At 71.1% G+C, this 12,809-nt stretch carries 13 protein-coding genes; 4 read left to right on the top strand and 9 right to left on the bottom strand.

The genetic code is table 11. The features are described 5' to 3' along the window. Positions 1-125: 125 nt before the first annotated feature. The 4 genes from ACFU95_RS03170 to ACFU95_RS03155 all read right to left on the bottom strand — a co-directional run bounded on the left by ACFU95_RS03170 (position 126) and on the right by ACFU95_RS03155 (position 3,332). Entirely contained in the window at positions 126-1,223 is a 1,098-nt protein-coding gene (locus ACFU95_RS03170; protein ID WP_383820917.1) for a PDZ domain-containing protein, read from the bottom strand. A 105-nt stretch (positions 1,224-1,328) separates the two neighbouring features. Next, positions 1,329-1,496, bottom strand: a complete 168-nt coding sequence (locus ACFU95_RS03165) for a hypothetical protein (RefSeq protein ID WP_383820914.1) — start codon at positions 1,494-1,496, stop codon at positions 1,329-1,331. A 143-nt stretch (positions 1,497-1,639) separates the two neighbouring features. Then, positions 1,640-2,101 carry a molybdenum cofactor biosynthesis protein MoaE gene (locus tag ACFU95_RS03160; RefSeq protein WP_383820912.1) on the bottom strand — a complete coding sequence of 154 codons (462 nt, stop codon included), beginning with the start codon at positions 2,099-2,101 and terminating at the stop codon, positions 1,640-1,642. Positions 2,102-2,213: 112 nt separating this feature from the next. Beyond that, positions 2,214-3,332: an SDR family oxidoreductase gene (locus ACFU95_RS03155; protein ID WP_383820910.1), complete on the bottom strand. Its 1,119-nt coding sequence runs from the start codon at positions 3,330-3,332 to the stop codon at positions 2,214-2,216. A 192-nt stretch (positions 3,333-3,524) separates the two neighbouring features. On the opposite strand from ACFU95_RS03155, the gene ACFU95_RS03150 reads away from it, so the two are divergent. After that, a complete protein-coding gene (locus ACFU95_RS03150; RefSeq protein WP_383820908.1) occupies positions 3,525-4,970 on the top strand; it encodes a zinc-dependent metalloprotease in 1,446 nt (481 codons plus the stop codon). Continuing rightward, positions 4,967-5,488, top strand: a complete 522-nt coding sequence (locus tag ACFU95_RS03145) for an NUDIX hydrolase (RefSeq protein WP_383820906.1) — start codon at positions 4,967-4,969, stop codon at positions 5,486-5,488. Before ACFU95_RS03150 ends, ACFU95_RS03145 begins: the two co-directional genes overlap by 4 nt. 54 nt (positions 5,489-5,542) lie before the next feature. On the opposite strand, the gene ACFU95_RS03140 is transcribed toward ACFU95_RS03145, so the two are convergent. The 4 genes from ACFU95_RS03140 to ACFU95_RS03125 form a co-directional block, all read right to left on the bottom strand. Continuing rightward, positions 5,543-6,298, bottom strand: coding sequence for an AIM24 family protein (locus ACFU95_RS03140; RefSeq protein ID WP_383820903.1), 756 nt, complete (start codon positions 6,296-6,298; stop codon positions 5,543-5,545). 17 nt (positions 6,299-6,315) lie between these two features. Further along, positions 6,316-6,996: an AIM24 family protein gene (locus tag ACFU95_RS03135; RefSeq protein ID WP_048582125.1), complete on the bottom strand. Its 681-nt coding sequence runs from the start codon at positions 6,994-6,996 to the stop codon at positions 6,316-6,318. 11 nt (positions 6,997-7,007) lie between these two features. Beyond that, entirely contained in the window at positions 7,008-8,753 is a 1,746-nt protein-coding gene (locus ACFU95_RS03130; RefSeq protein ID WP_383820899.1) for a TerD family protein, read from the bottom strand. 160 nt (positions 8,754-8,913) lie between these two features. Continuing rightward, positions 8,914-9,510: a M48 family metallopeptidase gene (locus ACFU95_RS03125; protein ID WP_383820896.1), complete on the bottom strand. Its 597-nt coding sequence runs from the start codon at positions 9,508-9,510 to the stop codon at positions 8,914-8,916. A gap of 398 nt (positions 9,511-9,908) precedes the next feature. Between ACFU95_RS03125 and ACFU95_RS03120 the strand changes: the two genes are divergently transcribed. Together ACFU95_RS03120 and ACFU95_RS03115 are read left to right on the top strand one after the other, a co-directional pair. Further along, positions 9,909-11,063 (top strand): TOMM precursor leader peptide-binding protein, encoded by a 1,155-nt coding sequence (locus ACFU95_RS03120; RefSeq protein WP_383820893.1) that lies wholly within the window; start codon positions 9,909-9,911, stop codon positions 11,061-11,063. Further along, positions 11,056-12,426: an ABC1 kinase family protein gene (locus ACFU95_RS03115; protein WP_383820890.1), complete on the top strand. Its 1,371-nt coding sequence runs from the start codon at positions 11,056-11,058 to the stop codon at positions 12,424-12,426. The genes ACFU95_RS03120 and ACFU95_RS03115 overlap by 8 nt, the downstream gene beginning before the upstream one ends. A gap of 6 nt (positions 12,427-12,432) precedes the next feature. On the opposite strand, the gene ACFU95_RS03110 is transcribed toward ACFU95_RS03115, so the two are convergent. Beyond that, positions 12,433-12,642, bottom strand: a complete 210-nt coding sequence (locus ACFU95_RS03110) for a hypothetical protein (RefSeq protein ID WP_383820887.1) — start codon at positions 12,640-12,642, stop codon at positions 12,433-12,435. Between the last annotated feature and the right edge of the window lie 167 nt (positions 12,643-12,809).

The raw sequence follows: 12,809 nt of genomic DNA, 5'->3' as shown, positions 1-12,809 counted from the left end.
GGGGGGGGGGGCGGGGGTGGGAGGGGGGTGGTTTTCTTAGGGGGGTGGGCGGGTGGGTGGGGGGGGGGGGGGGTCCCGGGAGGGGCGCGCCCCCCCCCACTGCCGTGTGTCCGAGGCCTGGCCGCTCAGCTCTTGGTCGTGCACTTCGGCAGGTCGGCGGTGTCGCCGGAGCGGATGTCCTTCAGGGCGCCGAGGGCGTCGCCGATGGTGCCGACCTTGACGAGGGTGAGCCCGTCGGGGACGTCCCTGGCGGCGGACGCGCAGTTGTCGGCGGGCGTGAGGAAGTACTGGGCGCCCTTCTCGCGCGCGGCGATGGTCTTCATCTCGATGCCGCCGATGGGTCCGACCTTGCCCTCGTCGTCGATGGTGCCGGTGCCGGCGACGAACTTGCCGCCGGTGAGGTTGCCCGGGGTGAGCTTGTCGTAGAGGCCGAGCGAGAACATGAGGCCGGCGCTGGGACCGCCGACGTCGGCGAGCTTGATGTCGATGGTGAACGGGAAGGTGTGGTCGGTCCCGGCGGAGATCCCCACGATGGCGCGCTTATCGCCGCTGTCGTCGGACTCGGCGGTCCTGATCGTGACCTTCTCGGTCTTCGTCGGAGTCCTGCGCTCCTTCTCCGCGGCGGCCTGCTCCTTGGCCGGCACGATCGTGAAGACGACGTCCTGGTCTGGCTTGTGCCTGGTCACCAGCTTGGCGACGTCGGCGGGCTCCTTCACCGTTGTGCCGTCGACCGTCTTGATGACGTCACCGGCGTGCAGCTTGCCCTCCGCCGGGGTGCCCTTGACGACGGTCGAGACGATCACCCAGCTCTGCACCGGGATGTCCAGTGCCTCCAGGGCCGCGACCTTGGCGCTCTCCTGGGACTGGCTGAACTCCTCGGCGTTCTCCTGGGTGGACTGCTCCTCGGTCTTGCCGTCCGGATACAGGGTGTCGTGCGGCACGACCTTGTTGTCGTGCGCGAGCCACCCGTAGACGGCCTCCACCAGGTTCATCTTGTAGTCGGCGCTGGTGACCCGGACGGTCGTCATGTTGAGGTGCCCGGACGCCGGGTAGGTCTTGCGCCCGGAGATCTGCAGCACCGGCTCGCCGTCGTGATCGCCGAGCGTGTTCACCGTCGGCCCCGGGGACATCTCCGCATACGGCACGGGGATGAAGACTCCCGCGCACAGGAGCGCGATCAGCATCAGGGTGGAGGCGAGCATCGTCGCGGTGCGGCGTGGCATGCCACGACAGTACGTGACACTCCTGTCAGTGCCCCGTCAGGGCCGTCCCTCTGACCGTGCTCCGTCAGGACGGGACGGCCGTGTCCCTGAGGACCGGCCCCGTGATCAGGTGCGGGAGGAGGACTTTCTCTCCATGGCCTCGCGGAACCGGGCATACCCGTCGAGCTCCGGCCCGTCGCCGCGTGCCTTGCGGGTGCGGTTGGCCCAGCTGCCCCACAGACCGGCACAGACCGCAGCCACGAGCGGAATCAACAACCAGGCGAGCGCCGCCATGCCGTCCTCCCATCCCCAATGAGCGACCGCAAACTGACTGATCAGCAGATTAACCACTGGCACTGACAACGCTCACGCCAGGGGTGCGGTTACGCAACCGGAGTGGGGTGGACGGGTTCCGGCGGACCTGTTCCGGCGGACCCTCAGCAGGCGCCCACCCATTCCTCGGTGCCGTCGGAGAACTTCTGGTGCTTCCAGATGGGCACCTCGTGCTTGAGGTCGTCGATCAGCTTCCGGCACGCCTCGAAGGCCTCGCCGCGATGGGGGCAGGAGACGGCCACGACGACGGCGAGATCCCCGACCTGGAGGTCTCCGACACGGTGCACGGCCGCGAGCGCCCGCACCGGGTACTCGGCGACGACCTTCTCGGCGACCCGCCGCATCTCGGCCTCGGCACTGGGGTGGCAGGAGTACCCGAGCTCGTCGACATCGGCACCCCCGTCGTGGTTCCGCACGGTCCCCACGAACAGCGCGGTTCCCCCGGAGGCATCGTCCCCGACGGCGCGGAAGACCTCGTCGACGGAGAGGGCCGTCTCGCGGATGCCGAGGAGCTTTATGGGGTCCTGAGCGCCCTGCTCACCAGGGTGATCGTTGGTAGGTGCCATAGACCCATCGTGCCCCACGCGCGCGCGGACGGGGAATAGCGCTATCGCCCGGCACCCGCGCGTGCGGCTTTGGAGCCTCCTACATGCGGGCGCCTGCCACCTGCCCGCCCGCTCAGATCCGCCGCCGCGCCTTCCGGGCCCGCCGCACCACGGCCGCCGCACCCAGCAGGGCCACCGTCGCTCCCGCGGCGCCGGCCGCCGTGGCGTCCTTGCGTCCGAGCCGCCGTCCGGCGACCGTGTGCCTGCCGGAGACCTCCTCCAGCAGCTCCGCGAGCACTTCCTCGTTGGTCCACTGCGGCCGCCACCCCGCGTCATGGAGCCGGCTTCCGCTCACGACCCAGGGGTACATCGTGTAGGCCAGGTCCCCGGCCGGGGAGGGTGTCAGCCCGATCCGGTGCAGCCGGGCCGCCGCGCCCAGCGCGACCGCCGACGGCAGCTCCATGCGCCGGATCCCGCTGAGTTCCTCGACCTCCTCCTGCTCCAGCCACCCGTCGCATCCGACGGCGAGTTCCCCGTCGACCTTCTCCAGGACGGCGTACTCCAGGGCGCTGCACAGGTCCTCGACATGGCAGAACTGCCAGGCGGGCCGCGACCCGGCGACGACAAGCAGCCGAGGCGACTCGAAGTACCTGGTCAGCGCGGTGTCGGTGCCGCCCACGAGCACCGCGGGCCGGACGACGGTGACATTGAGCCCGGGGTGGGCCCGCGGCGCCCTGCGCGCGAGGCGCTCGATCTCCAGCAGGTCCCCGACCCCGGTGGCCTCCGCGGTCGCCCGCAGCTCGGCGTCCTCGGACAGCGGCAGCTCGTTGTCCGGCAGCGCCCCGTAGACCATCGCGGACGTGCACAGCACGACCCGGTGGACCCCGGCCGCGGCCGCGGCCGTCAGCACGGTCTGCGTCCCCCGAACGTTGTATGCCGTCCGGGCGGCGGGATCCGTCTCCAGATCCAGGTCGAGCGCCAGGTGGACGACCACGTCGGCGCCCCGCAGCTTCTCCGCGATGGCGGGATCGCGCACATCCAGGATGTGCCACTGGGCCGCCGCGCACTCACCGCGCCGCTCGTCGATGGCGATGACCTGTTTGACCTCGTCGGACGCGACGAGCCGCTCGGTGAGCAGCGCGCCGATGCCGGACGCGGCACCGGTCACCGCGACGACGGGACCGCGCACGCCGCGCGCGGGAGGGGTTGACTGGTTTCGCGCTGCGCGAACCTGCGGATCAGGGGAACTCACCGGGCGTCTCCAGCGGTTGTCTTCAGTACGAGCGCGAGTGACGCGTACGTACCAGGTGGCATCCATCCTGCCGCAGGCCAAGAGTCGGCGAAGCACCGAGGCCCGATCGGCTCGCGGTGTCTACGCTGGGTGGTGTTAATGGGCAGCCGCGCCGCCGGTGCCAACCGGTGGCCTTACCAGCCGAGGAATCCCGTGAGTGACACCCCATTCGGATTCGGCCTTCCGCCGGAGGAGCCGGACGACGGCGACGAGGGCAAGAAGAAGGACCAGCAGAGCGGTGGTGGTCAGGGTCCGGCCAACCCGTTCGGTTTCGGCGGGCTGCCCGGTGCCGGAGGCTTTGGCGGCCCCGGCGCGGACAATCCGTTCGCTGCCATGTTCGGTTCGCTGAACCCCACCGACCTGGGTGCCGCGTTCCAGCAGCTGGGGCAGATGCTCTCGTACGAGGGCGGCCCGGTGAACTGGGACATGGCCAAGCAGATCGCCCGCCAGACGGTCTCCCAGGGCACCGCGGACGGCACCAAGGACGCGAGCGTCGGCCCCGCGGAGCGCACTGCCGTCCAGGAGGCCGTACGCCTGGCCGACCTGTGGCTCGACGACGCGACGTCCCTGCCGTCCGGCGCGGGCTCCGCGGTGGCGTGGTCCCGCGCGGAATGGGTCGAGGCGACCCTGCCCGCGTGGCAGGAGCTCGTCGACCCGGTCGCCGAACGCGTCGGCACCGCGATGGGCGACGTCCTGCCGGAGGAGATGCAGGCCATGGCCGGCCCGCTGATCGGCATGATGCGCTCGATGGGCGGCGCCATGTTCGGCACGCAGATCGGGCAGGCCGTCGGCGTGCTCGCGGGCGAGGTCGTCGGTTCCACCGACATCGGCCTGCCGCTCGGCCCGGTCGGCAAGGCCGCCCTGCTGCCGATCAACATCGAGACGTTCGGCAAGGACCTGAGCGTGCCGCAGGAGGAGGTGCGGCTGTACCTCGCTCTGCGCGAGGCAGCCCACCAGCGCCTGTTCGCACACGTGCCGTGGCTGCGTTCGCACCTGTTCGGCGCGGTCGACGGCTACGCGCGCGGGATCAAGGTCGACACCGCCAAGCTGGAGGACGTGGTCGGCCAGTTCGACCCGCAGAATCCGGAGCAGCTGCAGGACGCCCTGCAGCAGGGCATGTTCCAGCCGGAGGACACACCGGAGCAGAAGGCGGCACTGGCCCGTCTGGAGACGGCTCTGGCGCTCGTCGAGGGCTGGGTGGACGCCGTGGTGCACGCCGCCGCCAAGCCGCGTCTGTCGTCCGCGGACGCGCTGCGCGAGACGCTGCGCCGCCGCCGCGCCTCGGGCGGCCCGGCGGAGCAGACGTTCGCCACGCTGATCGGCCTGGAGCTGCGCCCGCGCCGCCTGCGCGACGCCTCCCGGCTGTGGGCCTCGCTCACGGACGCGCGCGGTGTCGACGGCCGTGACGCCCTGTGGCACCACCCGGACATGCTGCCGACGGCCAGTGACCTCGACGACCCGGACGGATTCGTGCACCGCGAGCAGATCGACTTCTCCGAGCTGGACAAGATGCTCGGCGAGGCGGCGTCCGGCTCCACCGGCAAGCCGGACCTGAGGAAGGACGACAAGGACGACGACAAGGGCGACGGCGCCGAGTGAGCCTGTACGACGACGCGGTCCTCGTGCTGAAGGGGTACGAGGACCAGGAAGAGCTGCGCCAGACCTACCTGGACCATCTCGCCGTTCATCCGGACGGCCTGTGGAAGTCCTGCGAGGCCGGGCACATCACGGCGAGCGGCTTGGTGATCGACCCCTCGCGCGGGCGCGTGCTGCTGACCCTCCACAAGAAGCTGCGCATGTGGCTTCAGATGGGCGGCCACTGCGAGGCGGCGGATACCTCCCTGGCGGACGCGGCCCTGCGCGAGGCCACGGAGGAGTCCGGCGTCACCGGGCTGTCGCTGCTGCCGGGCGGCCCGGTGCGGCTCGACCGGCATCCGATCCCGGCACCCTGCCATTGGCACTTCGACGTGCAGTACGCGGTCCTGGCACCGCGGGATGCCGAGCATGCGATCAGCGAGGAGTCACTGGACCTGCGCTGGTTCGCCTACGACGAGGTGGCGGAGGTGGCCGACGAGTCGGTCGTACGACTGCTGGAGGCGACACGCGCCAGGCTGTGAACGCGTAAGGGGTGACCGCCCTTGCGGTCACCCCTTACCGAGCGTCACGTCGGCTCAGCTCCAGACGTTGCCCTGGTTCTGCCCCCGTGCCCCCTGCTGCCCCATGCCGTACTGGGCAGCGAGGCCGGACCCGAGCTGGGCGTTCTGCGGCGGCAGCAGCTCGCTGGGCTGCACGATGGCGTAGCCGCTGCCCATGAAGCTGAGCTCCCAGCCCTCACCGGTGTTGCCACGGCGCCGGAACACCCCGGAGGAGTGCGTCTGGGCCTGCATCTGTACACGCAGGCTCGTCGACCAGGCGACGATCGCGTCGGCGTCGCAGTTGACGTACTTGTCGGGCGTCACCTGGAGCATCAGCGGCATGCCCGACGTCATCAGGGCGACCTTGCCGCGCCCGGTGATGTTGAGCTGGTACTTCCCGGAGCCGGAGATGCCGTAGAGGCTGTCCACGGCGACGACGTCGTGGTGCAGCGAGGAGTCCATCGCCAGCACATAGCTGCTGTCGACGGTCAGCCCGTCCTGCTCCACCTCCACCACATGGACGTGCTGCTTGAGGTTGGCGAGGTAGACCGTGCCCTGCCCGTGGCAGCGCATGAGGTCGAGCCCCTCACCGGTGTGCGCACGCGCGCGTCCCTGCTGGTTGCTCTGGTACTCGGCGTCGAACTCGACCAGGCCCTGGTACGCGACCATCGTGCCCTTGCGGGCGAGGATGTCGTCGTGGCCCTCCAGGGTGACGCGGAGCATCTGCTTGTTCTGCAGGCCCCAGCGGTCCTGGGTCTGCTGGTCGTTGTAGGCGAAAAGCGGACTCTGCATGGCGTTCTGGCTCCCCCTCAGCCCCGGACCCGGAGACGGTCGGTGCTGTCCTCGCTGGGCTGGACGACGACGATGCCCTGGCCGGAGAAGGCCATCTGGTAGGCCTCGCCGCTGCCCCGGCCGATGAGCGACTGCGCCTTGAAGCTGCGCTTGCCCTTGACCTTGAGGTTCGGCGACCAGGCGACGAGCGCGTCAGGGTCGACGTACGTCTCGTCCTCGCCACCGCCGCAGTCGACGACGATCGGCTTGCCCCGGGAGGTCAGCGCGACCCAGCCCTGCCCGGAGATCTTGGTGTTCCACAAGCCCTGTCCGGCGAACTTCGCCAGGCCCTTCACCCGCTCGACGCCCCACGTCAGATGCGCGTCGAAGGCGAGCAGGTTGGTGGCGTTGACGGAGATCCCGTCGCCGTTGAGGTTGATGACGACGACGTTGGCGCCGTAGTCGGCGAGGTAGAGCAGTCCGTCACCGGTGCACTTCATCAGGGGCGCGCCCTCACCGGTCATCCAGTCCTTGGCGATCTGGCGCACGGCCGGCGGGTTGGGCTCGTACTGGACGAAGCCTTCGTAGGCGACCATCGAGCCCACGCGCGCGAAGAGGTCGTTCCCGGTCTGCATGGCGACCTTCAGCATGTGGTTGCCGTGGTTCTCCATGCGGGCGGTGACGGGTGCGGGAGCGTAGCCCGCGAGCGGCTGGTTCATGACGGGCTCCCTCAGATCTCGTACGGCTGGACGACGATGAAGTTGCCGGGAGCGGCCCGGAACTGGAGGTTGACGCTCTCTCCGGTGTCGCCGGGGTAGGCATTGCGACGCATGCGGACCTGGCTGGAGACGACCACCTGGGCGGCGGACGACCAGGCGACCACGGCGTTGCAGTCGGCGAACGTCGTGGGCGTCACGGGCAGCACCACCGGTGTGCCGTGCGTCTTCACGACGATCGTGCCGGTGCCCGTGAACTGCATCGTGAACAGCGCGCCGCCGGGGATGCCGTGTCCCTCGATGCGGCGGACCTCGTACTGGAGGCTCTCGTCGAAGGCGAGGACGTTCTCGGCGGAGACGCAGATGCCGTCGCCCTGGAGCTCGATGGGGTGCAGCATCGTGGAGTTCTCGGCGAGGAACACCTGGCCCTGGCCGGTACAGCGCATCAGCTGCATCTCCTGGCCGGTCGCGTTGCCGACGACCCGGCCGGCGAACCCGGCGCCCTTGTAGCTGAAGTCGACCTTGCCCTGGTAGAGCACCATGCTGCCCTGCCGGGCGAGCACCGGGTGGCCACCGATGCCGAGGTCGACCCGGACCAGCTTCTTGTTCTGCTGCGTCCAGCGCTGGCCGGTGGGCGTCTCCTTGAACTGCTGGAGAGCTGCGGCCACACCGGGGCCCTGGGAGGCACCTTGAGGGGCGCCCTGCTGGGCTCCGTACGGCGCCTGCTGGCCCGGGACCTGCCCGTAGGGGGCCTGCTGGCCGTAGCCCGGAGGCGGAGTCGGCTGGCCGTAGCCCGGAGGGGGCGTCGGCTGACCGCCGTAACCGGGCGGCGGGGCCGGTGCCTGCGGCGCCTGGGGCTGGCCGTAGCCGGGCGGCGGCGGGGCGGACGGAGCGGGCGCCTGGCCGTACGGCGCCTGCTGTCCGGGCTGGCCGTAGGGCTGCTGCTGGCCAGGCTGGCCGTAGGGCGCGGGCGCCGGGGCGGGGGGCGGCGGGGTGCCGCCGGGCGGCGTCATGGGCGCGACGATGGTGGGCTGGGCGTGTACCGAGGGTGCCGGGGCCGGAGGCGGCGGGGTGGCACCCTGCGGGGGCGCGAAGCCCTGCGGGGCCGGAGCGGGAGCCGGTGCGCCGGCGGCCGGGGCCCCGAACGCGGGCGGCGCGGCGGCCTGGGCGGGCGGCGCGAAACCAGGGGCCGCTCCTGCCTGGGTCTGCTGCGGGGCGGCGGGCGCCTCCTCCTCGGCGACCTCGCCGCCGAAGTTCCTCAGCAGCGCGTCGAGGCCGCCGTCGAAGCCCTGGCCGACCGCGGCGAACCGCCAGACGTCCTTGAGGTAGAAGTCGCCCAGCATCACGGCGCGTTCGGTGGAGAACTCCGAGCCGTTGAACGCGTACCGGGCCACCTCCTCGCCGCCCGCGACGATGCGGACGTATCCGGGGCCGATCTGCGACATCTGTCCGGCGCCGTCGACGGTCGCCGTGAAGGACAGTTTCTGGATCTGCGGGGGGACCTTGTCGAGCGTGATCCGGAAGGACTCCGTGTCGCCCGCCTGGGCGCCGAGGAGCTGGATGGACTCCTCGGGAGACTTCGGCTGGTTGAAGAAGACGAAGTAGCGGTCGTCCGAGAGCCGTTCGTCGGCGTCGAGACCGAAGCAGCTGATGTCGAAGGTCAGCCCTGGAGCGGAGATCTGTACGCCTACGTACAGATCGGTGCCCGTGGTGAGGTCACTGATCCTGGCCTTGTGGCCGCGTTGGAATTCCCTGGCCATGCGTAACGACCGTCCCCCATCCCGAATGCGAGTGCGTCGCGCCAGGCTAACGGCAAACTCGGACATCGAGCGAAGCCGGTACAGACCCGGTACACAACGCTCGCCCGGCCGAATCGGAAGAGGTGCCTCCGGGGAGCGTCAGAGGGCCGTCAGGAAGCGGTCATTCACCGCGTGCGCCGGGCAGATGGGGCAGCCGCTCCGCGGCGACCACGCCTTCGAGATAGCCCCTGGCCCGCTCGGTGCGGGGATAGGCCTCCAGCAGCCGCCAGAAGCGGGGCCCGTGGCCGGGCACCAGAAGATGGGCGAGTTCGTGCAGGAGGACGTAGTCGACGACGTACTCGGGCATGCCCTGCAACCGGTGCGAAAGGCGGATACTGCCCTCGGCCGGGGTGCACGAGCCCCAGCGGGTGTTCTGGTTGGTGACCCATCGGACCGAGCTGGGCCGGGCTCGGCCGTCGAAGTACTGGTCCGACAGCCGCTCGGCGCGCTCGGCGAGTTCCGTGTCCCCGAGGACCCGCTTGCTCTCCTGGGCGGCCAGCTTGTCCAGCATGACGTTCACCCAGCGCTGCTCCTCGGCCTCGGACATCCGGGCGGGGATGAGCACGACGGTGCGGTCGCCCTCCCGGTACGCCGATACCGTCCGGCGACGCCGAGCGCTCCTGCGGACCTCGATCGCGCTCGCCCCCGAGCCGCTCGACGGCGGGCCCGTCGTACGGTGCTGTGGCGTTCCGGCGCGGTTCAGTGGGTCGGCGGACACGCCCCGACGTTACCCGCTGCACACGGGGGAAGTCCCGACTCCGGGACGGTTCGATGCCGATCCCCCACCATGCGTTTGATTTGTACGACGAATATCCACCGCCTGTGGACAACTTTCGGTGCCGGGCGCCGCGTCGGGGCATGCTGGCAGTCACCGGCGGAGCTACGACCGAGCTCCACCGGCACACGGGGACGTTCCACGACGGCTACGGGGGCCAGTTCATGCAAGCGACGGATTCGACCGTTTCGACGGTTGCGCAGGGCGTTCCGGAGAGCTCGGCGGCACCTGGGCTTCCGGCGGCTCCGACAGGTCCGGGGGCTCCGGCAGGTCCGGCGGCTCCGCTGGTGAAGCCCGCACTCAGGCGCGGCTGGCGAGACCTCAACACCGTGCAATTCGGGATGACTCCGGCACACGCGCTGACGCTGGGTCCGATGGACACGGCGACGGGCAGCTTTCTCGATCTGCTCAACGGCACCCGCGGGTTGGAGCTGCTGCGGGAAGAAGGCCACCGCATGGACCTGCCGGACGGCCATGTTGACGGGCTGGTGCGACGACTGGCCGGGGCCGGGCTCCTCGACGACGCGAAGGGCGGCGGCCCGGCCGGTGAGGCCCTGCGACGCAAGAAGGAGGTCCTGGACCGGCTGCGCCCCGATCTGGCTTCCCTGTCCCTGACCACGTCCGGGCCGGGCGAGGCGATGAGCCGCCTGGCCGCCCGGCGCTCGCTGCGCGTACAGGTGAGGGGGGCCGGCCGGGTGGGGGCGATGGTGGCCTCGCTGCTGTCGGGCGCGGGGGTCGGCGAGGTCGACGTGCGGGACGTCGGCCGTGTCGAGCCGTGGGACGTCGCGCCGGGTGGGCTGCCTCAGGAGGCGGTCGGCGACCGCAGGGACGAGGCCGCACGACGGGCCGCACGCCGCTGCGCACCGGACCGCCCACCGCGCCGCGGCTCCCAGTCACCTTCCGGGCCGGACGCCACCGGCCACTCGCTGGTGATCATCGCGCCACGGGACGACGTCGCGGTGCACGCCCCTCCCCCGTCCGTCGCCGAGCCCCTCATCACTTCCGGTACACCTCATCTGTACGCCGGCGTCGTGGAGGGGACCGGCGTGGTCGGACCGCTCGTCCTGCCCGGCGACACCGGCTGCGCCGGCTGCCTCCACGAAGGGCGCACCGACCGGGACCCGGCCTGGCCCCGACTGGTCGCGCAGTGGCGTTCGGGCTCCGGCAGGGCGCGCCAGGTGCCGCCCTGCGATCTCGCGCTGGCCACCACAGTCGCCGGACTGGCCGCCACGCACGCCCTGGCCTTCCTGGACGGCCGGATTCCGTCGAGCGCGGGTGCACGCTGGGAGGTGTCCCTACCCGGGCTGAGCTGGCACGCCCGGCCGGTGTGGGCGCACCCCGCATGCCCGTGCGGCGCCACGGAGAAAGGTGAGGGAGAACACCCCTCCGAGGACGAGGGTTCGCACGAGACAATGGCGGAGCAACGGCCGTCGACAGAGTTACGCCGTAAGGCAGACGCGGAGCGGCTGGCTGGGACCTGGAGGGCGCATGTCTGATCTTCCCCGCAAGGCGGTCACCCGTACCGCCAAGCTCGCCGCGCTTCCGCTCGGCTTCGCCGGGCGGGCGACCTGGGGACTCGGCAAGCGGATCGTCGGCGAATCCGCGGAGATCGTCGGCCGCGAGCTTCAGCAGCGGACCGCGGAGCAGCTGTTCAAGGTGCTCGGCGAGCTCAAGGGCGGCGCCATGAAGTTCGGCCAGGCCCTGTCCGTCTTCGAATCGGCCCTGCCCGAGGAGATCGCCGGCCCCTATCGCGCGGCGCTCACCAAGCTCCAGGAGGCGGCGCCCCCGATGCCGACGCGCACCGTGCACGCGGTGCTGGCGGAGCGGCTCGGCGAGGACTGGCACGACCTGTTCCTGGAGTTCGAGGACAAGCCCGCCGCAGCGGCCTCGATCGGCCAGGTGCACCGGGGAGTCTGGTACGACGGCCGCGAGGTGGCGGTCAAGGTGCAGTACCCGGGAGCCGGCGAGGCCCTCCTGTCCGATCTCAACCAACTGAGCCGGTTCGCCCGGCTCTTGGGGCCGCTGATTCCCGGCATGGACATCAAGCCGCTGATCGCGGAGCTCAAGGACCGTGTCTCCGAGGAACTGGACTACGACCTGGAGGCACAGGCCCAGCAGGCGCACGCGGAGGAGTTCGCCGACGATCCGGACGTAGTCGTGCCGGCCGTGGTCCAGCAGTGCGATCAGGTCCTGGTCACGGAGTGGATCGACGGCATTCCGCTCTCGGAGGTGATCTCGGACGGCACCCCGGAGCAGCGCAACCGCGTCGGCCAGCTCCTGGCCCGCTTCCTCTTCTCCGGCCCGGCCCGCACCGGTCTCCTGCACGCCGACCCGCACCCCGGCAATTTCCGCCTCCTGCCGGGCGGCCCCGACGGTGAGGACGACTGGCGGCTGGGTGTCCTGGACTTCGGCACGGTCGACCGGCTCCCGGGCGGCCTGCCGACCCCCATCGGCGAGTCCCTGCGCATGACCCTGGACGGGGAGGCGGACGCCGTCTACGACCTTCTCCGCGTTGAGGGCTTCGTCAAGGAATCCATCGACCTGGAGCCCGACGCCGTCCTCGACTACCTCCTGCCGATCATCGAACCGGCCCAGGTCGACGAGTTCACCTTCACCCGCGGCTGGATGCGCAGCCAGGCCGCCCGCGTGGCCGACCCTCGCTCCCCCGCCTACCAGCTGGGCAAACGGCTCAACCTGCCCCCTGCGTACCTCCTCATCCACCGGGTGACGTTGAGCACCATCGGGGTGCTGTGCCAGCTGGGCGCGACGGTGCGGCTGCGCGAGGAGCTGGAGGAGTGGCTGCCGGGGTTCGTTCCCGAGGAGTTGACTGACGAGGAGGGGTCGGCGGCCGAGGCCTGAGCAGGCCTACCACCAGGCCGAGTCCAGCCGCCCCTCGATCGCCCTGAGGTTCTCCCGGGAGCAGATGTCACAGATGTAGTGGCGGGTGCCGTTCTCCACGGAGCAGGTCCAGGTGGGCTGCGGGGCCTCGGCCCGGGTGCCGCAGCGGGCGCACACGAGGGGCTGGGGCTCCATGGTGGAGCCGGCGTTGTCACTGCCTCCGCAAAGACTCGTCACTCGGCGACGATACCGCCGCCCCTGGCTGGGCAGCGGGCACAACGCACCGGGGGGGGGGGGGGGCTGGGGGGGGGGGCCAAAAGGGGGGGGGGACCCCCGGGGGGTGGGGGGAGCAGCTGGTGGGGGTGGGGGGTGGTGTTCTCTCCACCCCCTGGGGGGGACGGAGG

This window comes from Streptomyces sp. NPDC057623 (assembly GCF_042800355.1).
Lineage (GTDB): Bacteria > Actinomycetota > Actinomycetes > Streptomycetales > Streptomycetaceae > Streptomyces.
This window is presented reverse-complemented; position numbering and strand designations above follow the sequence as displayed.

What these genes read in the sequence shown, in the direction of transcription:
- ACFU95_RS03170 (WP_383820917.1), bottom strand. Translation starts at nt 1,223, where the DNA reads ATGCCACGCCGCACCGCGACGATGCTCGCCTCCACCCTGATGCTGATC.
- ACFU95_RS03165 (WP_383820914.1), bottom strand. Translation starts at nt 1,496, where the DNA reads ATGGCGGCGCTCGCCTGGTTGTTGATTCCGCTCGTGGCTGCGGTCTGT.
- ACFU95_RS03160 (WP_383820912.1), bottom strand. Translation starts at nt 2,101, where the DNA reads ATGGCACCTACCAACGATCACCCTGGTGAGCAGGGCGCTCAGGACCCC.
- ACFU95_RS03140 (WP_383820903.1), bottom strand. Translation starts at nt 6,298, where the DNA reads ATGCAGAGTCCGCTTTTCGCCTACAACGACCAGCAGACCCAGGACCGC.
- ACFU95_RS03135 (WP_048582125.1), bottom strand. Translation starts at nt 6,996, where the DNA reads ATGAACCAGCCGCTCGCGGGCTACGCTCCCGCACCCGTCACCGCCCGC.
- ACFU95_RS03130 (WP_383820899.1), bottom strand. Translation starts at nt 8,753, where the DNA reads ATGGCCAGGGAATTCCAACGCGGCCACAAGGCCAGGATCAGTGACCTC.
- ACFU95_RS03120 (WP_383820893.1), top strand. Translation starts at nt 9,909, where the DNA reads ATGACTCCGGCACACGCGCTGACGCTGGGTCCGATGGACACGGCGACG.
- ACFU95_RS03115 (WP_383820890.1), top strand. Translation starts at nt 11,056, where the DNA reads ATGTCTGATCTTCCCCGCAAGGCGGTCACCCGTACCGCCAAGCTCGCC.